General features: G+C 66.2%; 23 protein-coding genes. 11 read left to right on the top strand and 12 right to left on the bottom strand.

Annotated features, from left to right (window positions below; all coding sequences use genetic code 11):
- Positions 1–81: 81 nt before the first annotated feature.
- Positions 82–1,302, top strand: coding sequence for an iron-containing alcohol dehydrogenase family protein (locus tag J0X25_RS32755; protein WP_207288084.1), 1,221 nt, complete (start codon positions 82–84; stop codon positions 1,300–1,302).
- A 78-nt stretch (positions 1,303–1,380) separates the two neighbouring features.
- On the opposite strand, the gene queC is transcribed toward J0X25_RS32755, so the two are convergent.
- The 4 genes from queC to J0X25_RS32735 form a co-directional block, all read right to left on the bottom strand.
- Complete coding sequence (gene queC, locus J0X25_RS32750) at positions 1,381–2,112, bottom strand: 7-cyano-7-deazaguanine synthase QueC (RefSeq protein ID WP_207288083.1); 732 nt, start codon at positions 2,110–2,112, stop codon at positions 1,381–1,383.
- A gap of 21 nt (positions 2,113–2,133) precedes the next feature.
- Positions 2,134–2,940: a 7-carboxy-7-deazaguanine synthase QueE gene (locus tag J0X25_RS32745; protein WP_207288082.1), complete on the bottom strand. Its 807-nt coding sequence runs from the start codon at positions 2,938–2,940 to the stop codon at positions 2,134–2,136.
- 1 nt (position 2,941) lies between these two features.
- A complete protein-coding gene (locus J0X25_RS32740; protein WP_207288081.1) occupies positions 2,942–3,418 on the bottom strand; it encodes a 6-pyruvoyl trahydropterin synthase family protein in 477 nt (158 codons plus the stop codon).
- A gap of 349 nt (positions 3,419–3,767) precedes the next feature.
- Entirely contained in the window at positions 3,768–4,124 is a 357-nt protein-coding gene (locus J0X25_RS32735; protein ID WP_207288080.1) for a winged helix-turn-helix domain-containing protein, read from the bottom strand.
- Between the two features lie 227 nt (positions 4,125–4,351).
- Here J0X25_RS32735 and J0X25_RS32730 point away from each other — a divergent pair, with 227 nt between their 5' ends.
- On the top strand, positions 4,352–5,038 hold the full coding sequence (locus J0X25_RS32730; protein WP_207288079.1) for a competence/damage-inducible protein A: 687 nt from the start codon (positions 4,352–4,354) through the stop codon (positions 5,036–5,038).
- A 24-nt stretch (positions 5,039–5,062) separates the two neighbouring features.
- On the opposite strand, the gene J0X25_RS39835 is transcribed toward J0X25_RS32730, so the two are convergent.
- A complete protein-coding gene (locus tag J0X25_RS39835) occupies positions 5,063–5,188 on the bottom strand; it encodes a hypothetical protein (RefSeq protein WP_284145154.1) in 126 nt (41 codons plus the stop codon).
- Positions 5,189–5,334: 146 nt separating this feature from the next.
- Here J0X25_RS39835 and J0X25_RS32725 point away from each other — a divergent pair, with 146 nt between their 5' ends.
- The 3 genes from J0X25_RS32725 to J0X25_RS32715 all read left to right on the top strand — a co-directional run bounded on the left by J0X25_RS32725 (position 5,335) and on the right by J0X25_RS32715 (position 9,094).
- On the top strand, positions 5,335–6,531 hold the full coding sequence (locus tag J0X25_RS32725; RefSeq protein ID WP_207288078.1) for an ATP-NAD kinase family protein: 1,197 nt from the start codon (positions 5,335–5,337) through the stop codon (positions 6,529–6,531).
- Positions 6,532–6,635: 104 nt separating this feature from the next.
- Positions 6,636–7,667, top strand: coding sequence for a phosphate uptake regulator PhoU (locus J0X25_RS32720; protein WP_207288077.1), 1,032 nt, complete (start codon positions 6,636–6,638; stop codon positions 7,665–7,667).
- A 137-nt stretch (positions 7,668–7,804) separates the two neighbouring features.
- Complete coding sequence (locus J0X25_RS32715; RefSeq protein ID WP_207288076.1) at positions 7,805–9,094, top strand: MFS transporter; 1,290 nt, start codon at positions 7,805–7,807, stop codon at positions 9,092–9,094.
- Positions 9,095–9,103: 9 nt separating this feature from the next.
- On the opposite strand, the gene J0X25_RS32710 is transcribed toward J0X25_RS32715, so the two are convergent.
- Positions 9,104–10,225 carry a hypothetical protein gene (locus J0X25_RS32710; protein ID WP_225896666.1) on the bottom strand — a complete coding sequence of 374 codons (1,122 nt, stop codon included), beginning with the start codon at positions 10,223–10,225 and terminating at the stop codon, positions 9,104–9,106.
- Between the two features lie 125 nt (positions 10,226–10,350).
- Here J0X25_RS32710 and J0X25_RS32705 point away from each other — a divergent pair, with 125 nt between their 5' ends.
- Together J0X25_RS32705 and J0X25_RS32700 are read left to right on the top strand one after the other, a co-directional pair.
- Complete coding sequence (locus tag J0X25_RS32705) at positions 10,351–11,112, top strand: DUF8170 family protein (RefSeq protein WP_225896665.1); 762 nt, start codon at positions 10,351–10,353, stop codon at positions 11,110–11,112.
- Positions 11,113–11,161: 49 nt separating this feature from the next.
- Positions 11,162–11,665 (top strand): DUF5797 family protein, encoded by a 504-nt coding sequence (locus tag J0X25_RS32700; protein ID WP_207288075.1) that lies wholly within the window; start codon positions 11,162–11,164, stop codon positions 11,663–11,665.
- Positions 11,666–12,060: 395 nt separating this feature from the next.
- Here the strand turns inward: J0X25_RS32700 and J0X25_RS32695 are convergent, their stop codons facing one another.
- Entirely contained in the window at positions 12,061–13,110 is a 1,050-nt protein-coding gene (locus tag J0X25_RS32695) for a DUF5787 family protein (RefSeq protein ID WP_207288074.1), read from the bottom strand.
- 157 nt (positions 13,111–13,267) lie between these two features.
- Positions 13,268–13,708: a bis(5'-nucleosyl)-tetraphosphatase gene (locus J0X25_RS32690; protein ID WP_207288073.1), complete on the bottom strand. Its 441-nt coding sequence runs from the start codon at positions 13,706–13,708 to the stop codon at positions 13,268–13,270.
- 154 nt (positions 13,709–13,862) lie between these two features.
- Here J0X25_RS32690 and J0X25_RS32685 point away from each other — a divergent pair, with 154 nt between their 5' ends.
- Both J0X25_RS32685 and J0X25_RS32680 read left to right on the top strand, forming a co-directional pair.
- Positions 13,863–14,198, top strand: a complete 336-nt coding sequence (locus tag J0X25_RS32685; RefSeq protein ID WP_207288072.1) for an uS10/mL48 family ribosomal protein — start codon at positions 13,863–13,865, stop codon at positions 14,196–14,198.
- A gap of 104 nt (positions 14,199–14,302) precedes the next feature.
- Positions 14,303–15,583, top strand: a complete 1,281-nt coding sequence (locus J0X25_RS32680) for an amidohydrolase (protein ID WP_207288071.1) — start codon at positions 14,303–14,305, stop codon at positions 15,581–15,583.
- A 57-nt stretch (positions 15,584–15,640) separates the two neighbouring features.
- Here J0X25_RS32680 and J0X25_RS32675 read toward each other — a convergent pair whose 3' ends face one another.
- Together J0X25_RS32675 and J0X25_RS32670 are read right to left on the bottom strand one after the other, a co-directional pair.
- Positions 15,641–16,456 carry a DUF4397 domain-containing protein gene (locus J0X25_RS32675; RefSeq protein ID WP_207288070.1) on the bottom strand — a complete coding sequence of 272 codons (816 nt, stop codon included), beginning with the start codon at positions 16,454–16,456 and terminating at the stop codon, positions 15,641–15,643.
- 470 nt (positions 16,457–16,926) lie between these two features.
- Positions 16,927–18,330 carry a geranylgeranyl reductase family protein gene (locus J0X25_RS32670; RefSeq protein WP_207288069.1) on the bottom strand — a complete coding sequence of 468 codons (1,404 nt, stop codon included), beginning with the start codon at positions 18,328–18,330 and terminating at the stop codon, positions 16,927–16,929.
- A gap of 214 nt (positions 18,331–18,544) precedes the next feature.
- On the opposite strand from J0X25_RS32670, the gene J0X25_RS32665 reads away from it, so the two are divergent.
- Positions 18,545–18,880 (top strand): 2Fe-2S iron-sulfur cluster-binding protein, encoded by a 336-nt coding sequence (locus J0X25_RS32665; RefSeq protein ID WP_207288068.1) that lies wholly within the window; start codon positions 18,545–18,547, stop codon positions 18,878–18,880.
- Between the two features lie 57 nt (positions 18,881–18,937).
- Here the strand turns inward: J0X25_RS32665 and J0X25_RS32660 are convergent, their stop codons facing one another.
- The gene (locus J0X25_RS32660; RefSeq protein WP_207288067.1) at positions 18,938–20,221 is read right to left on the bottom strand and encodes an MBL fold metallo-hydrolase; all 1,284 of its coding nucleotides are present in this window, start codon (positions 20,219–20,221) and stop codon (positions 18,938–18,940) included.
- A 153-nt stretch (positions 20,222–20,374) separates the two neighbouring features.
- On the opposite strand from J0X25_RS32660, the gene J0X25_RS32655 reads away from it, so the two are divergent.
- Positions 20,375–21,010 carry a ferritin family protein gene (locus J0X25_RS32655; protein WP_207288066.1) on the top strand — a complete coding sequence of 212 codons (636 nt, stop codon included), beginning with the start codon at positions 20,375–20,377 and terminating at the stop codon, positions 21,008–21,010.
- Between the two features lie 247 nt (positions 21,011–21,257).
- Here the strand turns inward: J0X25_RS32655 and ftsZ are convergent, their stop codons facing one another.
- Positions 21,258–22,424 (bottom strand): cell division protein FtsZ, encoded by a 1,167-nt coding sequence (ftsZ, locus tag J0X25_RS32650; protein ID WP_207288065.1) that lies wholly within the window; start codon positions 22,422–22,424, stop codon positions 21,258–21,260.
- Positions 22,425–22,513 lie beyond the last annotated feature (89 nt).

Below are 22,513 nucleotides of genomic sequence, written 5' to 3'. Positions count from 1 at the left end.
ACGCCGCCGATCCGACGGAGTATAGCGGCGTCCGGTGTCACGACTCGCGGGTTTAACACCGCGCGGGACGTACGACCGGCCATGACTCCCTCGAGCGACCGCGACCCGTCGTTTCGCTTCGACTACGACCCGGCGACGATCCGGTTCGGCGCCGGGTGCGTCGACGATCTCGCGGCCGAACTCGAGGCGCAAGGCCTCGAGCGCGCTCTGATCGTCTGCGGCACCACCGTCGGCTCCACGCCCGCGGTGATCGATCCGGTTCGGCGGGGGCTGGGGGATCGACTGGCCGGCGTCTTCGACGAGACGACCCCGAAGAAGCGCCTCGAGACGGCCCTCGAGGGGCGCGACCGGCTCCGCGAGACGAACGCGGACGTTCTCGTGAGCCTCGGCGGGGGCAGCAGCCTCGACGTCGCGAAGGTGATCAGCACGCTCGCGGCGAGCGACCGGTCGGCCGACGACGTCGCCGACGAGTTCGCCGAGCGGGGGACGATCACCGTGCCGGAGGAGGGTCTCGTCCCGATCGTGGCGATTCCGACGACCCTCGCGGGCGCGGACCTCACGATGGTCGCGGGCGTCACCGCCGACCCCGAGTCGGGGCTGGTCGAGTCGGCGGTCAGCGGCGGCATCTCCGATCCCGGCCTCATGCCCGCCGCGACCGTCTACGATTCCGAACTGGTCGCGACCACGCCCGAATCGGTGCTGACGGGGTCGACCATGAACGGCTTCGACAAGGGTCTCGAGACGATCTACGCGAGCAACGCGACGCCGATCACCGACGCGACGGCCGCACGCGGCCTCTCGAAACTCGAGGCGGGACTCCGCGCCTTCGGCGACGGCGACCGCGACACCGGAACGTTCGAGACGGCCCTCGAGGGGATCGTCCTCGTGCAGTACGGCATCTCACGACCCGGCGAGACGACGCTGTCGATCGTCCACGCCTTCGGCCACGGGCTGACGCGCACGTACGACGTCCAGCAGGGGGCCGCCCACGCCGTCGTCGTTCCCCACGTTCTGGAGTACCTCTTCGAAGCGGAGCACGTCGACGCCCGACTGGACGTGCTGGCCGACGCGCTGGGCGTCGCCGACGCCGCCGATCCGGCGGGAGCGGTCGTCGACGCGGTGGCTGACATCCGCGACGCGCTCGACCTCCCTACCCGCCTGCGCGACGTCGACGGGCCCGAGCGCGACGAGTTCACCGCCGTCGCGGAGTCGATCCTCGCCGATCGCTTCACGGCGAACGCGCCGCCGGGATTGGATCCCACGGTCGCCGAGATCGAGGGGATCCTCGAGCGGGCGTGGTGATCCCACGTCAACGCGCGTGGTGATTCCGCTCCGAACGGGTGTGGAAGATCGACATCTCGCGTCAGTAATTGGCCCGCGTCAGTCGTCGGCGTAGGACGGCCGCTCGGCGTACTCGATCGGGTCGCGGACGTCGATGTTCTGGAACGCTTGCAGGCGGTACGCACAGGCGTCGCAGGTGCCGCAGGCGGGTTCGTTCTCGCAGTAACAGCTCCAGGTGTGTTCGTACGGTACCTCGAGTTCGACGCCGCGCCGGGCGATGTCAGTCTTCGAGTGCTCGACGAACGGTGCCTCGATCGAAATTTCGGTCTCGGGTTTCGTCCCGACGTCGACCACTCGCTCGAAGGCCTCGAAGAATTCGGGCCGGCAGTCGGGGTACCCCGAGAAGTCCTCGCTGTGGGCGCCGATGAAGACGGCCTCGCAGTCGTTGGCCTCGGCGTAGGAGACGGCCATCGCGAGCAGGTTCGCGTTCCGGAAGGGGACGTACGAGGTGGGAATCTCGTCGCTCGCCATATCGGCGTCCTCGACGGCCAGCTCGTCGTCGGTGAGACTCGAGGCGCCGATAGCCGAGAGGTGTCCGGTCTCGAGCCGCAGGAAGTCGGCGGCGTCGAGTTCGTCGGCGAGTCGGCGGGCACACTCGAGTTCGCGGTCCTCGGTTCGCTGGCCGTAGGAGGTGTGGAGGGCGTAAATTTCGTAACCTCGTTTGCGAGCCTCGGAGGCGGCGGTGGCGCTGTCCATGCCACCCGAGAGGAGGACGACGGCGCGCTCGGAAGACGGTTCGTCGGTCGTGGTATCGGCGGTTGCGTCAGTCATGGTCGTGATCGAGTCGGGTGATTACGTCTCGGGCGCGTCGTTCCAGAGGTCGACGTGCAGTCGCGGCGTGTACCGGAAGCCGTACTCCATCGCGAGGTCGGCGACGCGGGTGCGGGTCTCCGCGAGGCGCTCCCGGGTCGCGCCCTCGGGCATCAGGAGCACGTCGTCGTCGCCGATCGGCGCGTCGGTGACGCCGCGGAGTGCCTCGAGGAGGTCGAGTATCTCCGGCATGTCGTCTTCGTCGGTGACGACGAACTTCAGTTGGAACTCGTAGTCCTCGACCAGCGCGGCCAGGGCCTCGAGGTCGATGCGATCGTTCTCGTGGCGCTCCGCCCATCGGTCCGCGTGGGCGCCCTCACCCTCGGGCGCTCGTTCGGGCGTCGGCGTGCTGCTCTCGAGTTTCGGGCTGATCGAGGCGAGGTCGATCGGGGCGTCACGGTGGATCGTCCCGTTGGTCTCGACGGTGGTGTGATAGTCCCGGTCCTCGAGGGCTTCGAGCAGGTCGACGCTCGCCTCGTGGAGCAGGGGTTCGCCGCCGGTGAGAACGACGTGGTCGGCGTCGTGGGACTCGATCTCCGCGAGGATCTGCTCGCGGTCCAGCCAGGCGTGGGTCGGCTCCCAGGAGGTGTGATAGGAGTCGCAGAACCAGCATCGGAGGTTACAGCCGCTCGTGCGGACGAACACCGACGGAACGCCGGCGAGCGTTCCCTCGCCCTGCAGCGAGTAGAACAACTCGTTGATCGGCAGGCCGTCCGGCGTCTCCTCGCTGGTGGTATCGCCGTCGGCATCGACTTCCGGGTCGAAATCGACGGAATCGGAAACCGGCATCTCAGAGCTCGCTCCCCCCGCAGAGTTCGCTCGTCTCGTTGACCTGCACCGCGACGTCCGTGACGGTATCGGGCAACGCGGCCGCGAGCTTTCGCTCCAGGACGACGCTCATCACCTCGGCCGTCGGCGGGTGCTCGAGGACGACGACGGCGTCGTCGTCGCCGGCGGCCTCGAAGGCCTCGATCAGGGGGTCGCCGGCCTCGAGGAGGAACATGTGGTCCCACTCGGAGATTGCTGCGGTAATATCGCCCTTGTCGGCGATCCACCCCTCCTCGGTCAGCGTGCCGGCGACGGTGACGGCCACCTCGTAGTTGTGGCCGTGGGGTCGCGCGCACTTGCCGTCGTGGTGTTGGATTCGATGGCCGGCGCTGATCCTGATCGGCCTGTCGTGGCCCACGCGGAGGACGCGTTCGGTGCCGACGACCGCGTCGCGGTCGGTTCCGGCACCTCGTTCGGCGCCGTCGGTCGATCCGGTCATATCTCAGTATTCTTCCGAGAATACTTAAGTATGATCGAAGCGAGTTCGAGCTCTCGGTTCGAGTCCGAGCCGTCGGCTCCGACGTCCAGTGCGTCGACGATAAGCCTGCTCCGCGCCGGTGTAGCGAGCACCTGCGCCGTTGTAGCGAGCACCTGCGCCGGTGTAGCGAGCACCCGCGCCAGAATCGTCGAGTAGCGATTACGAACGGCGGATTCGTCTCCGTCGCGAATAGCGATCAAAAGGGACGACCGCGTGAACGCCCAACCGTCACTGACCAACCTCGAGAGACGGGACGCAGCGCTCGTGGCCGAACGGAGCGACGCGAGTCGGGAGCGAACGGGTGAGTAGCCTACTCGTGGAGTTGATCCTGAAGTCTGTTCTTGGCTTCCGTGCGGTTTTTCCGCGATAACGCCGGCTGTTCGCTCGAGAAGTTGACCTCGATTTCGTCGAGGGTGCGCCGATAGATGTTCGTACGACGGCCCTCCGTCGAGAGCTGTCGCCCCTCGCAGGTCAGCAGTCCGGCGTCGACGAGTTCCTCGATTCGTCGATAGCACGTCGCGATCGGAATCTCGATATCCTCGCTCAAGGTCTGCGCCGATTTTGGCGTTCCCGCCGCACAGAGAATCTCTGCGCTGTACTTGTTTCCGAGCGCCGCGAGAACCGCAGTTGACTCCGATTCGTTTCCATTCGTCCGACTCTGAGACATCGTTCATCCTCTAACGAATTATCAAGATTGAATCTTGTGGTTACGTGACCGTCTCCTTTATATACTAATCAGGCCGCCAGACCGCTAATCGGCCGGGCTGTCAACCGCCGACCGATCGAACCGTCGACGGCCGACCGACCGGATTCGGCGGACTGTCACGACTCCGCGGTCGGCGTCGTGGGCGGAACCTCGATACTCGTTTTAGGCCGCGACCCGAACGGAAAGCCATGAACGTCGCGGTCGTCACCGTCGGAGACGAACTGCTCGCCGGACGAACGGCGAACACCAACGCCACGTGGCTGTGTGAACGACTCGCCGAGCGCGGCGTCTCGGTCGAACGCGTCACTACGCTTCCCGACCGGATCGGCGATATCGCCCGCGTCGTCAACGAGTATCGCGCCGAGTACGACGCCGTCGTCGTCACCGGCGGCCTCGGTCCCACGCACGACGACCTCACCATGGAGGGCGTCGCCGCCGCGCTGGGACGGGACCTCGAGGAACACGAGGGCGCGCTCGCCTGGCTGGCGGAGGACGGCTACTCGCGGGCCGACCTGACCGGGGGGACGGCCGACCTGCCGGCCGGCGCGCGAGCGCTGCACAACGAGGAGGGAGTCGCGCCCGGCGCCGCCCTCGAGGGCGTCTACGTCCTCCCCGGCGTCCCCAGGGAGATGAAGGCGATGTTCGAATCGATCGAATCCGAGTTCTCGGGAACGCCGACCTATCGGGAGGAGGTCGTCGCCGACGAACCGGAGAGCGCGTTGCTCGATCGCATCGCCGCGGTGCGCGACCGATTCGACGTCTCGGTCGGCAGCTATCCGGGCAATTCGGTTCGAATTTCACTCGAGAGCACCGACGAGACGACCGTCGCCGAGGCGGCCGCGTGGCTCCGCGAGCGCGTCGACGGTCCCGAGTAACGACACCCGACTCGAGGGTCTCGACTACCGGTAGACGTAGGCCGTCCAGATGATCGCGACGAGCAGGCTCAGGATCAGCGCGCCCCAGCCGACCAGGTCCATCGGAAGCTGCGTCTCCGTCGCGAGAACGGCGTGCGTGAGTGCGTCCATGGTTCGCGATCCGGCCGCCTCCCTCTTAATCTTTCAGAAACGCTGTGCGTCGATCCCCGCGCGCATCGGCTGCGGGCGAGCAGGTGCCGGCGCCGGCGATCCGTCGAACCGCCACACTGACTTGCAATCGGCGGCATACCGTCACCATGGACGCAATCGGTGTCGTCGTGAACCCGATCGCGGGGATGGGTGGTCGGGTCGGGTTGAAGGGGACCGACGGCAAGGTCGAGGCGGCCCGGCGACGCGGTGCCGAGCCGCGGGCGCCCGACCGGGCGCGGGATGCCCTTCGCTCGCTGCATCGGCGCTCACCGGAGCTGACCGTCTACACGGCCGCCCACGTGCTGGGCGAACGCGCGGCCCGAGACGCCGGCTACGAGCCGATCGTGGTCTACGATCCGGCGACCGACGGCCCCGAAGCCGATTCAGCATCCGATACCAATACCGAACCCGTCGCCGACACCGATCCCGAATCGGACGCCGACGCGAATGACTCCGCGCGGCCGGTCGATCCGGCGACCGCCGAGACGACCGCGGCTGACACGCGCGCAGCCGTTCGTGCCTTTCTCGAGCGCGGCGTCGATCTCGTCCTGTTCGTCGGCGGCGACGGAACCGCCGTCGACGTCGCGACGGTGATCGAGGAGTCGAACGAGCAAGAAAGCGGGACGACGCCGATGCTTGGCGTACCCGCCGGCGTCAAGATCTACTCGTCGGTGTTCGCCGTGACGCCCGCCGACGCCGGCCGGATCGCCGCCGAGTTCGATCGCGTCGAACCCCGCGAGGTCAACGACATCGACGAGAACGCCTACCGCGAGGGCGAGGTCCGCGCGGAACTCAGGGCCGTCGTCCCGGTCCCCGTCGCGCCCGACGTCCAGTCGGGCAAGCAGGTCTCGAGCGGCAGCGTCGAGTCGTTAGCCGCGGGATTCGCGCGCGAAATCGACCCCGATCGGACCTACGTCTTCGGCCCCGGCAGCACCGTCGGTGCGATCGAGGAGGAACTGGGGGTCGACCCCTCGCCGCTGGGCGTCGACGTCTGGCGCGACGGGACGGTGCTGGCCCGCGACGCCGCCGAGAGCGATATTCTGGACGTCCTCGAGGAGCCGGCGACGATCGTCGTCTCGCCGATCGGCGGCCAGGGGTTCGTCTTCGGTCGGGGCAACCACCAGCTCTCGCCGGCGGTCATCCGGCGCGCGGACGCGATCGAGGTCGTCGCCTCGGACGCGAAACTCGACGACATCGACGCGCTACGCGTCGACACGGACGACGAGACCCTCGACGAGGAGCTTCGGGGCTGGGAACAGGTCCGAACCGGTCGGTTCACGACTCGCCTCGTGAAGGTTGTTTAAGGTTACGACGGCATCTCTCACTTCGGTCAACGATATAATCATTGATGCCATGTATAATGACCATATAGTCAAGATTAAGGTCCCGTCCTTCCTTAGAACTCCACATGGAAACGCGGAAAGTGCAACGACTCGGGCCGTCGACGCTTGCCATGACCCTCCCCGCCGAGTGGGCGTCGGAACACGACGTCGAAAAGGGCGACGAGGTCTCCCTGCGAACCAGCGGGAAGGGGACCCTGACCGTCATGCCCGAATCGGCGAGTTCGGAGGAGACGGAAGCGATCATCCACGCCGACGACCTGGACGCACAGGCCGTCGAGCGAGCGATCGTCGCCCAGTACGTCCTCGGACGGCGCGTCATCCGCATCGATACCGAGGACGGCGCCCTCGAGTCCGATCACATCAACGCCGTCTACCAGGCCGAGACGCAACTGATGGGACTGGGCGTCATCGAGGAAACGCCGGAAAGCATCTCGATCCGGTGTTCGGTCGACCCTGAGGATTTCACGCTCGATAACCTGCTCGAGCGCCTCGAGCGAACCGGCCAGACGATGCGCGGCGAGGGGATCAAGGCGCTGGCCCACGGCAACCCCGATCTGGCCCAGCGCGCCCTGAACCGGGAGCGACAGGCCAACAAGATCTTCGTCCTCCTGTTGCGCCTGATCTTCACGGCCTATCAGAATCCAAACCTCGCGCGGGCGGTCGGCCTCGACAGCGGCTTCCCGCTGATCGGCTACCGCTCGATCGCGAAGAACCTCGAACTCACGGCGGACAACGCCGAGGACATCGCCGACATCGTCATCGAGACCGAAGGCCACTCCCTGAACGTCGACAGCTCCGTCATGCGCGACATCCGCGAACTGAACGAACTGGTCGACGAGATCACCTCGCTGGCGGTCGAGGCGGCCGTCGAGCGTGATTACGACAAGTCCAACCAGGTGCGGGCGCTGTTCCACGACGTCTCCAATCAGGAACAGGAGATCCTCGACGAACTCCCGGAGATGTCCAACGAGGACCTGCTGCGCGTCCGCGAGGTGCTCGTCAGCCTCCAGCAGACCGCCCAGTACGCGATGCGCAACGCCGAAATCGCCGCGAACCTCGCGCTGAACGAGGAGTCCGAACACACGACGATCAACTGACGACCCCGGGACCGATCAGCGACGGTCGGTCGTCCTCTGCCTCCCGTTTCGACGGCTGACCTGATCGTGGACCGGGACGTCGTGGATACCTTTTCGGTTCGAAACTATAATCGGACGGGACGATCCATATGTGCCCGATGGGGAATCTCCTTCGCCGAGTCGTCGCCCAGTTCGACGTCGATCGGCGGGTCCTCACCCTGGCGTTCGCCCGGATGGCCGACGGGATCGGAAACTCGTTTCTGATCATCGTCATCCCGCTGTACGTCACCAGCGACGCCGTCGGCGGCGCGACGTTCGGCCTCGAGGAGGCGATGATCATCGGGGTCATCCTCTCGCTGTTCGGCTTTCTCAACAGCAGCGCGCAGCCGTTTACGGGCCGCCTCTCGGATCGACTGGGGAAGCGAAAGCCGTTCATCCTGATCGGCCTCGGCGGCCTCGCGGCGACGAACCTCGCCTACGTGTTCGCCGATTCCTACCTCTCACTGCTCGCGATCCGCGGCTTGCAGGGCGTCAGCGTGGCCTTCATCGTCCCCGCGTCGATCGCGCTGGTCAACGAACTCGCGACGAGTCAGGATCGGGGCGGCAACATGGGCGTCTACAACACGTTTCGGCTGATCGGCTTCGGCGCCGGCCCCATCGCGGCCGGCGCGGTGGTCAACCTCGGCCCGTACGCGCTGCCCAACGGCGCCTCGATCAGCGGCTTCGACGCCGCCTTCGGCCTCGCGACGGTGACGGCCCTGATCAGCTATCTGCTGGTGAGCGTCCTCATCACCGATCCCGACGGGACGAAGGCGAACGCGGGCGCGGATCTCTCGATTCCGATCCGCGATCGATCGGGACCGAACCTCCTCGATCCCATCTTCACCCTCGGCGTCGCCTCGCTGTTCATGGCGGCGGCCATCGCCCTGTTCTCGACGATTCAGCCCCAGGTCAACGCCCGCCTCGAGCAGGGGGCGACCTGGTTCGGCCTCCAGTTCGCGGCGTTCATCATCGCGCAGGTCGCCCTGCAGACGCCGATCGGCCGGGCCTGCGACCGGTACGGCCGGCGGCCGTTCATCGTCACCGGGATGGTGTTGCTGATCCCGACGACGCTCGTACAGGGCTTTCTCACCTCGTCCCTGTTGATGTTCCTCGCGCGACTCTCGCAGGGGATCGCCGCGGCGATGGTGTTCGCGCCGTCGCTGGCGCTGGCGGGTGACCTCGCCGGCGAGGGCGAGTCCGGGTCGAAGCTGTCGGTCCTCACGATGGCCTTCGGCTACGGCATCGCGATCGGCCCGCTCTCCTCCGGCGCGCTGATCCCCTACGGCTTCCACGCGCCGTTCGTCTTCGGGACCGTCCTCGCCGTGCTCGGGACGATCCTCGTCTACACGCAGATCGAAGAGACGCTCGAGTCGACGGCGACCGTGCCGGTCGTGGGCGACGACTGACGGCTCTCGTCACTCGAGAAGTTCTATCGCTCGCTCTGTAAGCCGATACCGATACGGTTGCTGTACGAATACGATTCGACCGTATTCCTCGGATTTGGTGACCTCTCGAGACGATTCTATCGCGTCGACTGCGGCGTTCAGCCGATCGACCGGATCTCCCGAACGCAGGTACTGGGGAACTCGTTCGGGTACGATGTCGAATTCGGCCGCGAGAATGCTGCGAACCGTTCGGCCAGCACCGTCTGCCATCGCGACCGAGGGTTCGACAGTCGCCGCTCGAGGCTGGTCCAATTCCGCCGCTTCGGAGTCCAGTTCGATCGGCTGGAGTTCGTCGTCGATGTGTGCGACGAGTGCGTCGATATTCGTCTCGGCCTCCGTCTCGATCTGCCCGTTCACGATTTCGTCGAGTCGTTCGCTAATCGCGAAGATATTCGGACCCGGTGGCGTGAACTCGTCGACGAGATCGGTATCGACGAGCTGATTGAGGGGCGTTGTCGGACGGTACTCGAGACTATCCGCTAGTTGCTCCGACAACTCGGATAGCTTGAGCCCGTCGTGATCTGGACCGATATCGTTCTCGTAGAGCGCAGTGACGATTTCGACCTGATCCGCTACGGTCCGTGATTTCTCCTGATTCTGACGGAGGTATCGTTCGATTCGATCGGTATTTGCGGCGTCCGTCGTCGATTCGATAGTGAGTGCTCGAGCGACGGATGCTGGAAGTTCCGGACGTGGCGCATCGCGATGCCGTTGGGCCTTCTCCGAGAGCCGCGTATTGTCGTACACTGCGCGTGCGACTGGCAACCCACGGAGGTAATTATACTCGTCGAGTACCGTGACGCCGCGTTCGGTCAATCCGTAGAACTGTGACGGAAGGTCGCGAGAATTCTCGTTCGACGGGTGGTCGTATCGATCGAGGAGTCCCGCTTCGTCGAGAACCTGTAACTGGTCTCGGATCGCCGCTTTGTTCTTCGGCATCAGATACGCCAGTCCGTCGAGCGACGGAAGGTGGTCTGGATGGCCGAGAATATGCTGGAGAATCAGGTGCCGCGTCTCCTGGGACAGTAACTCGTAGATCTGCCGCTGCTCTTCGAACGGTCCGATATCCTCTGCGGCAGGAGCGTCGCTCATCTGTCTCTTATATGAACGAAGTGTTCCGATTCAGATAATAGTTCGGGTTGACCGATGTGGTCAAACCCTGGTGAAGCCAAACTAATTGCGAACGCATTTATTGGAAGCGCAGTAATCCGAACGAAATGACAGCGCCCGGTCCGCCCGAGAACGCCGCGGAAATCATGGAACGCGTCGACGAGGCATTACAGGGGCTCGAACTCGAGCCCCACGAGTCGTCGGAGATTCTCGGATTCGCAAATCAGGAGATTCCACACCTTCAAACGCCCGAGACATCGTACTTCGTTCTCGGAAGTTACCGCGACCCGTTTATCCGCCGGCTACGGATCGTCGAAAACGAGTTAGACAAACGACTCGGGTCGTATCCGTTTCTTATGGGGGACCTCCGCGAGACAGATATCGATCGCCTTCCTACCTTTCGTCTCCGGTTTCATCTTCTCGCGGCGTATGCGGACTACATCGTCGCCGTGTACGAACAGGACGCCGGCGGTGAGGTGACTGAACTCGGGAAAATCCGCTCGACACCGTATTTCGAGAAGTCAGTCGTGTTACCGCGGGACTACACGTGGATGACCGATCGAAAACTCGAGACGCGAGCCGATGTCTTCGCCGCTGCCGTCAATATCTACTTCAACGGCGACCTCGATTCGGAAGCCGTCGAAAACGAGCTTGACGCCCTCGTCACGCGAGCCAGCGGCAACGGTGTCGATATCTCGGTCGACGAACTTACTGAGCGAATTACCGAGCGAGAAGAAGCCGAGCGAGCGGCGGTTTCGTATAGTTGGGTTCATCTCAACGAGTTCCGCCTCTTCGAACTCCACGGCCGATGCTTCCCGTGGTCGGAACCGGACGAACTACGAGCTGTCGTGGACCACGTTCCGAACTGAAGATGACGGGACGCAACGCAAAAGTAGCGGATCCGCGTACGACCCGCCAATGACGCTCTCGGAGGAGGCAACGGAACGGTTGGCGGACGTGGTGGAACTACAGCCGACGAAGAACTCGGAGCTCCAGGAGCGCTGGGACATGGAGAGCGGCAGCGAGGTCCACCAGTACCTCGAGAACGAACTGAGCGACTACTACTTCCGGGACGACAACAGCCTGATCCGCGCGACCGCCGAGGCGAACGATCTCGTCGACGTCGAACCCGGCATCGAGAGCGACCCCGAGGACGACGGCGTCCCCTCCCGGATCCGGGTACCGGAACTCCAGTCGCAGATCGTCGCGGTGCTGGCCGGGCCCGACGAGGAGTCCGAGAGCGTGGTCTCCGTGGTGCACAAACTCCGCGACGAGTACGACGTCGACCCCGAAGCCGAGGACGTCCGATCGGGCCTGCAGAGCCTGCGCCGCAAGGGCGTCGTCGAGGTCGAGTACCGCACCGTTCCCACCTTCCGGTTGACCGTCGACCGCGACGAACTCGAGGTTGCCGTCTCCGATTGAGGGTCGATCACGCGTCGCGCGCACACCGTCTCGAAACCAGCAGTTGCTACGGTAATTCCGTTCCACGCAATCGTCCGGTAGAACCGGTTCTTGGCCATACCCCTGTATTTGTCCGCGAACGCGATCAGGACGAAACGGAGTGTCCTGCTATCGTGGCACCTGGGATTCGCCACGCCCTCCCCTGCCGATTCGCTCTCTCGCTGGCTCACGACCTCCGGCCGTCCGCCTTGCCGCGACGCAAAGCGCCGCGCACCGCTCGTTCGCTCATCCCTCGCGCATGATCGACGGCCGCCCGAACGACGGTGAGGGCGGCCGCCAGCGCGCGCCACCGCACCGGATTTTGGCCGGGTACTCGGGTATCAACTGTACTCTTCGCGAGTTTCACGAGGGATACGCTACAATCCCGGTCGCTGCCGCCGACGCCGGGCCTCGAGCAACTTCCGAGTCCGCTTTCCGGGTCCGCCCTCGATCGGCCACCCGTTCGTCCGCCAGACGGGCGGCTCGGGTTCGAACGCGGAGCACCCCCCTGAGCACTCGGCGGCCGTCTGGCACCGCTCCTTCGCCGCGCAGTAGGGCTCGAGGTGGGCTCCCTCCCGCGCGCGCAACTCGAAGTAGCGACAGTCGGGGCGCATCGTGTCCACGAACGAGCGCCAGCCGCGCTCGTAGGCCCGCTCGGCGATCTCGAGTCGCGTCTCGGCCTTCTCGTCGGGATCGACGTACTCGAACCGCGCCGCCGAACCGTCGCGTTCGCCGCCCTCGGGGCGCTCGAGGATCCGCGTGCCCGGTTCGTCGACGGCCAGCGAGCGAGGGTACCACGCGACCTCGGCCGCGAGCGTTTCGGGATCCAGCGCGAGGATGCCCGCCTCGACCGGCAGATCCTCGAAGAGCGCTGGCTCGACGCGGTCGCCAGTTGTTCGGGTGGCGACCCAGACCTCGTCGGCTAGCCCCATCGCGACGTCGTACTCGAGTTGAGCGCCCAGCACGCGGGCGGCGCTCCTATCGAGGTCGGGCTTGTTCTCGATCGCGACGATCCGCTCGAGCCAGTCGGGATAGGGCCACTTCCGGCGGATCTCGATGCGGTTGCCCGCCCGGCGCGTCTCGAGGATCCCGCGGTCGTCGGCCCGATGGATCGCTTCGCGGACGTACCGCCACGGGTAGCCGGGATGGGGAAGACAATCGCGGTAGTAGGACCACTCCGCGGGCGCGTTCCGCACGACGTGGAGGAGGTCGCTATCGAGTCGTTCGAGGCCGAATTTCGCCCGCTCGCGGAGGGCCCCGGGATCGCACTCGAGGACGATCGTATCCCAGCGGCGGCGTTTCGTGCCGAGTTGCCGGGCGACGAGGAACGCGCGGTCGTCACTGGCGGCCGCCTCGGGCGGCCAGGCGCGTTCCGCCCAGCGACAGGTTCGGAGTTCGAACGGGAACTCGCTTGCGTACCGGTCCACGCCCGGCTTTGGGACCGCGCCAGCAAAAGCGCTACTCGATCGGTCGCCGTTGACGGCCGGTCCAATCGGTTGCCGGGCGCCGTCCAGACCCGAAGCTGAACGCCGTGCGGTCAGCTATCGGGGTCGATCTGGAGCGATCGGATCGATTCCGTCGGCCCTACTCTTCGTCGTCTTCCTCCTTGCGTTCGTCGAGAAACTCGTGAGCGTCCTCAAGGATCTCTCGCGGCCCGTCCTGCGTGACGGTGTTGATCGCCTGTTCGTAGTCGCGCCACTGGAGGTCGCGATGTTCGTTTGAGAGTTCCGCGCTCGCCTCGAACGATTTCGCAACGAAGAGGTGAACGGTCTTGTGGATCGTCTTGCCGTTCGCCTCGAAGACGTAGTCGTAGTCCTTGCGGAAGCCGTCGAGTAGTCGGAACTGTTCGATACCTGCCTCTTCCTTTACTTCGCGGATCGCCGTCTGCTGTAGCTCTTCATCTCCTTCGACACCGCCCTTGGGAAACTCCCAGTCGCCTGGGCGGCTCTTGAGTAGAAGATACTCGCGCCGGCCCCGCGTATCGCGGAAGAGGATCGCGCCTGCGCTCGTAGCTTCGACTGCCATTAACTGGGCTAATAGGTGCGACGTTAAGAGAATATCGGACTGTTCGTCCAGCCTATGTACTAACGACTGGAAGTCCGTGGGGCGCCTCGCGGACCGAGTCGCCGGATCTCAGCAGCTTTTTACGCGCCGGCCGATGATGATTGGACGATCAGCCATGACCTTCGTCACCCGTCTCACGCTCCAGAGCGGCGATCGCGCCGCGCTCGATAGCATCGTCGAGGACATCAAAGCCACCGCCGAGCGCAAGGGCGCCGCGCTGAAAGGGCCCCACTCCCACCCTCCGGAGAAGCTCTCCGTCCCGCAGTCCTGTCGGCTCCACGCCGACGACGACCGGCGGTTCTCCTCGTGGGAGTACACCGTCTTCACCCGCGAACTCGAGATTCACGGCCACGACAACCTCGCGCGCAACGTCGCCTCGCAGAACTTCCCCGACTCGGTCCACATCGAGGCCGAAGTCGAGCAGATCCACGGCGCGGGTCGGGGCAACTGAGGCGGCGCGGTCGCGACCGTATCGCCGACAGTGCGCGATCGATCCGCGAGCGATCGGCGGACCCGAGGGTTAGCGCTTTTCACGCCGCCCGACGAGTGTGAGGTATGAGCACGGACGACCTCGTCTCGTTGCGGCGCGACCTCCATCGGAAACCCGAGCCCGCCTGGTGCGAGTTCTACACGACCGCGCGAATCGTTGACGAACTCGAGTCGCGTCTCGGCGACGAGTTGGCCGCACTGCACGTCGGTCCGGAAGCCATCGCCGGCGACGAGCGACTGGCCGTTCCCGACGAGACCGAACTGACCGGGTGGTACGAGCGCGCGCGGTCGGCCGGCATCGACGAGGACGTCCTCGAATCCCTCGAGGGGGGCTACACGGGCGCCGTCGCGGTCCTCGAGCGCGGTGAGGGGCCGACCGTCGGCCTCCGCGTCGACATCGACGGCCTCCCGCGCGCCGAGAGCGACGACCCCGAGCACGTCCCCGCCGCGGAGGGATTCCGTTCCGAGCACGAGGGCGCGATGCACGCCTGCGGCCACGACGCCCACGCGACCATCGGCATCGGCGTCCTCGAGCGCATCGCGGAGAGCGATTTTTCCGGGACGCTGAAGGTGTTCTTCCAACCCGCGGAGGAGGTCGTCGGCGGCGGGAAGTCGATGGCCAAGAGCGAGCACATCGACGATATCGACGCCCTGCTCGCGATCCACATCGGGCTGGACCACCCGACCGGCGAGATCGTCGCCGGTATCGACGGCTTCCTGGCCGTCCGCCACATCGAGGCGACGTTCACCGGCGAGTCGGCCCACGCGGGCGGCCACCCCGAGCAGGGACGCAACGCCGTGCAGGCGATGGCGACCGCAGTGCAAAATCTCTACGGGATCCCGCGACACAACGACGGGAGGACCCGGGTGAACGCCGGCGTCGTCGAGGGCGGGACCGCCGCCAACGTCATCCCGGAGGAGGCGCGCATCCTCGCGGAGGTCCGGGGCGAGACCACCGCCCTGATGGAGTACGTGGACGACCACGCGCGCCGGGTCGTCCGCAGCGCCGCCGAGATGCACGCCTGCGAGGTCGAGTTCTCCGTCGGCGCGGAGGCGCCGAGCGCGACCAGCGATCAGGTACTCGTCGATATCGTCGCCGACGTCGCCGGCGAGACGCCGGGCGTCGAGAACGTCCTCGAGCGCGACGAACTCGGCGGCAGCGAGGACGCGACGTTTCTGATGCGGGCGGTCCAAGAGAACGGCGGGAACGCGTGTTACGTCGGCATCGGGACGGACCACCCCGGCGGCCACCACACCGCGACGTTCGACGTCGACGAGGCGAGTATCGCCCACGGCGTCGACGTGATTTCCGGCGCCATCGAACGAATTGCTCGTGACGGCGCCTGAGCGACGTCGATCGGCACCCGTCCGATCCGGCGCGCCCGATCCGGCGCCCGTCGAAGCTCAGTTCTCCTCGCTCTCGTGGTCCACCACGACCTCGAGGTCGAACGGCGCGTCGGCCGGCGCCGATTCCGGCTCGAGGTAGCCGACCGCGAACGCCGAGTAGACGCCGCCAGCCGCGGGTTCGACGTCAAACGTCGCGACTACTTCGCCGTCGTTCGCGTCGGTCGCGGGTCGGACCTCGAGCGTGTACGCGTCGGGAGCGACCTCGACGGCGGCCGCGTCGCCGAAGGCGACGTTCTCCACGAGCACCGTCTCGCCGTCGCCGACCGTGACGTCGACCGCGGGGGCGTCAGGCGACGCGTGGACGAGTCGGAGTCGGGCGTCCTCGCCGGGGTCGCCCAGGTCGTCCTCGAGGACGGCCGGGGCGAACGGCTGGTTCTCGTCGGCCACTTCGCCCAGAGCGGCGACGGTGTAGTCGCCCTCGCCGACCTCGACCTCGTCGTCGAAGACCACGGTCTCGGCGTCGCCGGCGGCCGTGATCATCACTTCGTACGTGCCGGGCGCCAGTTCGAGGTAGTCGCTGATCGTTCGGTAGGGGACGTCCTCGAGGACGGCGTCGCCGTCGACGTAGACGTCGACGTTCGGCGCGTCCGGCGAGAGGTGGGCGACGCGGACGCCGGCGGCGCTTCCGTTCATCGCGTCGCCTTCGGTCTCGTTAGTCATTTCGTCGCCGGTTCCGGTGTCGTTCTCCCCGCTATCGTCGGTCATCTCATCGTCGCTCGTTCCGTCGTCCCCGCCCATACAGCCGGCGAGCGCGGCGGCCCCGGTGGCGCCGATGAGAGTCAGTGCTTGTCTTCGCGTCTGGTTTCGTGCCATCGAGACTATGTATCCGCTCGACAGGAATGGAGAGATACCCTAACAGAGAAGGGTTTTGGCCAGAACTAGTTTAAGTCATGAACCGATCAACGTTTTCGGCTGATCCGCCTTGTCGCACAAGTTAGGGGGATCGACTCGAACATCCCGGCCGGGAGCGGGCTCCGAGCACTGCGAGGAGCCCGTGACCCGGGGAAGGGCAGGCTGTCCCCAGTCGCCGACCGCGAGCGACCGAAGGGAGCGAGCGGGCCGACGACTGATGTGAAGTGACGCATCGCGTCACGGAACGGAAGGAGGAGTGCTTTTCATCGACGCTGAGCGGGATCGAAGATCCCGCGAGGTCGTCGGCGCTTCGCGCCGACTGCCCGAGGGACCTCCGGTCCCTCGCTGTCCAAAAGAGCGCAAAGGGCTCTTTTGAAGATTTTGCCGAGTGCGGTCGCTTCGCGACCGCACGCAGAGCAAAAGTTCGCTCCTTAGTATTTAGGGTCAGCCCCGGTCGTCTCGTAGATGGCCTCCATCACGTCGTCGCGGCGCTGCTGCCAGTGCTCGAGGGCGGCGGGATGGTTCGGGTAGTGCTCGTAGAGTTCGAGCAGGTCGTCGGCGCGGCGCTTGGTCTGGAAGAGGTTCCAGATGGTGCCCCAGTGGTCGCGGCTCTTGTAGAGGCTCTCGAGGGCGAGTTTCGGGCCGATGCTCGTGCTGCCGGAGTACAGCGCCTCCGCGAGTTTCTCGCCGGGCATGGCGGCGAGTAGCCCCATCAGGTCGTCGACGTCGACGGCCGTCGAGAGGATGTTGTAGACGTCCAGGGCGGCGTAGCGCGCGCCGAAGTGGTCCATCACCCGCTCGTTGTACTCCCAGAGCGCCTTCTCGCCGACGTCGCCGGTCTCGAGGCCCTCGATCGCCGCTTCGGCGGCGTACTTGCCGGCGTAGGCGGCGCCCGCGATGCCGCCGCCGGTGGTGGGGTTGACGTGACCCGCGGCGTCGCCGACGGCCATGTAGCCCGGGTGGACCGCGGAGTCGTAGGGCCGCCGGGTGGGGAGGGCGGCGCCGAGTTTGTCCTCGACCGCTGCGCCGGCGAACTCGGGGCGATTCTCGAGGTCGCGTTTGAGGTCGTCGACCAGTTTCATGGGTTCCTCGGTCATCTGGAAGCCGAGTCCGGCGTTGATCTCCGTCTCGGTCCGCGGGAAGTACCAGAGGTAGCCCGCCGCGCGCTCGGTCGGCTTGAACACGAGCGCGTCGTGCCACTCGACCGGTTCGTCGACGTGGACGATCTCGCGGTAGGCCGAGCAGAAGTGGCTGTAGTTGACGTTGGTGTCGAACGTCGACGTCGAGAAGTCGACGTTGTCCTGCAGGACCGACAGCGACCCCGCGGCGTCGATCACCACGTCGGCCTCGTAGCGTCGGGGCTCGCCCTTCCGGATCGCCTCGACGCCAGTCACACGGCTGTCGTCGGCCTGCGTGACGTTCTTCACGACCGTATCGTAGTGGAACTCGGCGCCCGCGTCCGCCGCGCCCTCGATGATCAGGCGGCCGTACTCCCAGCGGTCGATGACCGCAAGTTCGCCGGGGATCGGAATCTCCAGGACCGTATCCTCCTGCGGGATCTCGAAGCGGCCGTGATCGACGCCCGTGTTGGTGAACGCGGACTCGATCTGCGATTTCGGAATCGACTCGGGGAAGGCGTCGGCGCCCTTCAGCGCGTCCCCGCAGGCGATGTGGCCCGCCTCTTCCTCGGACTTGCGCTCGAGGACGACGACGTCGTACCCCTCGCGCGCGACGGTCGCTGCGGCGTAACACCCTGCGGTCCCCGCGCCGACGACGACGACGTCCGGCGCGTCCGTCTCGGACGTCGCGGTCGCCGACTGCTCCTGCGTACTCATACGAACAGTATCCTCACCACGGGAAGAAAACGTTTTATGTGTGATTTGTCGCCGCCGGGGGACCACAAACGGGCCGCGGAGACCGATATTTTCCTCCCGTAACGCCTCGAGACTGGTTCGGGTGCGTCGACAGGTCCCGCCGGCCGATTCTCGGTGGTCCTGTCACGACAGAGAGGAATAAAGAGTTTTAGTGAGGTCGTCCGTATCGGATGCCATGACTGAGTACACGGTCGAGTTCGTCGGGACGGGTGAGACGATCACCTGTTCGGACACGGAGACGATTCTCAGCCGGTGTCTCGAGGAGGGCATCGCCCAGGAGTACTCGTGTCGCGTGGGGATGTGTCTGGCCTGTTCGGCCGAAATTCTCGAGGGCGAGGTCACCCAGCCCGCGGCCCGCGGACTCACCGAGGAGGAGGCGGAGAACTACGCGCTGACCTGTATGGCGCGCCCGCAGTCGGATCTGAAACTCGACCGCGGGAAGTACCCGCCGAGCATCGAGAGCGACCTCGAGGCCGAGGGCTCGAGCGCCGGCGCCGCGGCCGACGACTGAGACTGACCGGATCGCTCGCTGCTCGTTCTCGCTGTCTCGTTCTGGCGACCCGCGCTCTCAATCGGCGACCGCGCAGTTGTTCGGCCCGAGCTCGAGTTCGAACGCCGTCTCCCTGTCGACCTCCTCGCGGCCGAGATTGACGGCGACGATGCGCTCGTGGTTGGCCGGCCGCGGCGGGAGATCGCTCGTCGCGCGCTCGACGAACGCAGCCTCGTCCATCGAGAACGCCTCGAGCCGCTCACGGAGCGCGCCGAGGCGTGCGGTGTACGTTCCGTTCCCCTGGGGTTCGGCGGCGGGGCTGTAGTGGCCCGGAGCGATCGTCGTCGTATTCGGAACGCTCTCGAGTCGATCGCGTAGCGTCTCGTACAGCTCTCGGGCTATGTCGGCCGCTCCCTCGTCGCCGTCTCGCGGTTTCACCGTCTGCTCGCGGGCCTCTGGCCCGCTCGCACGGTTCGAGGAACTCTTGGAGTCCCTCGCTACTCGACTGTCCGCGGCGCGTTGCGCCGCGCTCTCCTCGAGGTCCGGTCGGCCGACCCCCTCGAGGAAGAGCGTGTCGCCGGTGAACAGGAGGTCGCCGAGCCGGTACGAGACCGACTCGGTGGTGTGGCCCGGCGTCGCTACCGCAGTCAGCGTCGCATCGCCGATTCGCAGTTCGTCCCCGTGTTCGACCGTCGACGCGTCGAACGCGAGGCCGCGATCCGTGGCGCCTACGGGGACGACCGACTCCGCACCGGCCCGGTCCCCGAGGGTCCGAACGCCGCTGACGTGGTCCGCGTGGACGTGCGTGTCGATCGCGTACTCGATCGTCGCGTTCCGATCGGCTGCGTCGTCGACGTACCGGTCGGCGAACGCGCGGAGCGGGTCGATCACCGCTACCTCGCCGTTGCTATAGATCGCGTAGGAGAGACAGCCGCTCGAGGGCCGATCGTACTGAACGACCGTCGCCGGCGCGTCGACCTCGAGTTCGCGGGCGAGGTACAGGTCGGCCCAGGCGTCCATCCCGCCGGCGAGGTTGGCCGCGTCGACGCCCGCCTCTCGGAGGAGTCCGACGGCGTAGGCGCTCGCTTCCCCGCGGCCACAGACCGCGACGATCGGTTCCCCGAGGTCGGCCACGAGATCGATCACGCCGCCCGTGGCCTGAGCCTGGATGAACTTCATATGCGGAATCTGGACGGCCTCGATCCCCTCGCCCTCGAGGTGCCACCGTTCGAACTCGTCGCGGTCGCGGACGTCGAGGACGGTCAGGTCGTCGCCGGATCGCAGTCGGTCGGCCAGCGTCTCGGGAGCGATCGAGGGGGGTTCGTCGGTCGATCGCTCGTCGGCGTCGCTCCGGTCGGTCATATCGATCCGTACGCGATCCCGGCAGTTAACGTCGCGGCTCGAGGGTCTCGAGCGACGGCGGTCGGTTCGGTCGCCTCGCGGCGCCGGCGGGGCCACTGCCGTTCGATAGTCACGGCCACCAACGTTCAACACGCTACGCGGTGTCGTCTCCGTATGGACGCCGACGAATTCCGACGATCGGTCGAGGAATCGATGGCCGTCGAACTCGAGCGTCTCGGGTCGTCGAAACTCCTCGTCGCGCTCACCGACGCGGAACTAACCGAGGAGATGGTCCTCCGAACGGCCGCGAACAGCGAACGCGCCGCCGTGGACACGTTCGAGGCGTGGGTCGACGGCGCGGATCACGACGACGCGCGGGCGGCGTTCACCGACTGTCGCGACGAGGAGCGCGAGCACTACGACCGGGTCGCGGCCCTGCTCGAGGGCGAACACGAGGTCGATACCGCGGACGGGGGTCCGATGCACGACCGCCTTCGATCGCTCGAGACGGATACGGCTCGCCTCGGCGGACTCGTCGGTCGATCGCTGGTCGGCGAACGGACGCACCTGCAGGTCGTGAGCTTCTTCGTCAACGAGGGCGACGAGCGCCGCGCCGACGTCTTCCGGGAGCTGCGGACCGAAACCGCGGCGCAAGGCGACCGAGCGCTCGAGGTGCTCGAGGAGCTCAGTGACAGCGAGGAGGAGTGGGATCGCGCACGGACGGCCGCCGAAGAAGTGATCGACGTCGCCTACGAGTCGTACGCGCAGTCATTGGACGACCTCGGCCTCGATCCGAAGCCGATCTGTTGACCGCGCGAAGTCGATCTGTTGACCGCGCGAAGTCGATCTGTTGACCGCGCGAAGTCGATCTGTTGATAGCGCGAAGCCGATCTGTCCGCGTTCGGGGCGAACCGTCGGCTCGAGACGTGCGACTGCTGAGAGGGTTCTGAAGTGTCGAGCGGGAGAAACTAGATCGTAGAGGAGAGAGAAAGAGAGGACTCGGATCGCCGACGGGCGGTCACTCCCGTTCCGCGTTCGTCTCCGAGCGGGATCGCGATTACTCGACGAAGTCGATGTCGTCGCCCTCGCCCGGCGTCTCGGGCTGGACGGCCTCGCCGTCCGGGCGGCCGTAGATCTGGGGCGACTCGACGCCGGTGACGACGATCATCGTCCGCATGCTGCCCTCGAGGCTCTCGTCGATCGAGGTCCCCCAGATGATGCGGGCGTCGGGGTCGATCCGGTCGTAGATCTCCTCGACGACGCCTTCGGCCTCTTCGATGGCCATGTCGTTGCCGCCGGTGACGTTGACGAGGGCGGAACTCGCACCCGAGATGTCGACGTCGAGCAGCGGCGAGCGGAGCGCCGTTTTGACCGAATCCTCCGCCTTCGCCTCCGAGTCGGACTCGCCGAGGCCGATCATCGCGACGCCGCCGCGTTCCATGACGGTCCGAACGTCGGCGAAGTCGAGGTTGACGAGGCCGGGTTTCGTGATGAGTTCCGTGATGCCCTTCACCGAGCGCATCAGCACCTCGTCGCTGACCTTGAACGCCTGCCGGACGGGCAGTTTGCCGACCGAGTCGAGCAGGCGGTCGTTGGGGACGACGATCACGGTGTCGCTCACGTCGCGCAGGCGCTCGAGGCCCGCTTCGGCGTTGGTTCGGCGGACTTCACCTTCGGCGGTGAAGGGCGTCGTGACGATCGAGATCGTCAGCGCGCCGGCCTCGCGGGCGGCCTTCGCGACGACGGGCGCGGACCCGGTCCCGGTTCCGCCGCCGAGGCCGGCCGTGACGAAGACCATGTCCGAGCCGTCGATGGCGTCGTAGATGTCCTGCTGGCTCTCGAGGGCCGCCTCTTCGCCGACCTGGGGGAGCGAGCCGGCGCCGCGGCCGCTGGTCTTCTCTTTCCCCATCAGAATCTTGGTGTCGGCCTCGATTTCGACGAGGTGCTGGACGTCGGTGTTCGCGGCGACGAGTTTCGCGCCGTGGATACCTTCCTCTTCCATCCGGTTGATGGTGTTGCCGCCGGCGCCGCCGCAGCCGACGACCGTGATGTCGGTCTGGAGGTCCTGGAGGACGTCCTCCAGTTCGTCGTCGGTCATCGTTCCCGTCTGGTTCGATTCGCCTCCGGTCGGCGACTGGCCATCCTGTGGCGGGGCGTCGTCCGGGGCCTCCGAGGGCTCCCCGGTCTCGGCCTCGTCGATGGCATCGTCGATGATGGAGTCCATTCTTGGCCCAGTCTAAAAGATGGAGCATAATTACCTTTCCCCTACACGTCAGACGGATGTCTGACGCCGTGTAGCGATTAGCGGTCGCT

The organism is Haloterrigena alkaliphila (genome assembly GCF_017352155.2).
Lineage (GTDB): Archaea > Halobacteriota > Halobacteria > Halobacteriales > Natrialbaceae > Haloterrigena > Haloterrigena alkaliphila.
The sequence above is the reverse complement of the archived record's forward strand: the minus strand, read 5'-3'. Positions and strand labels throughout refer to the sequence as shown.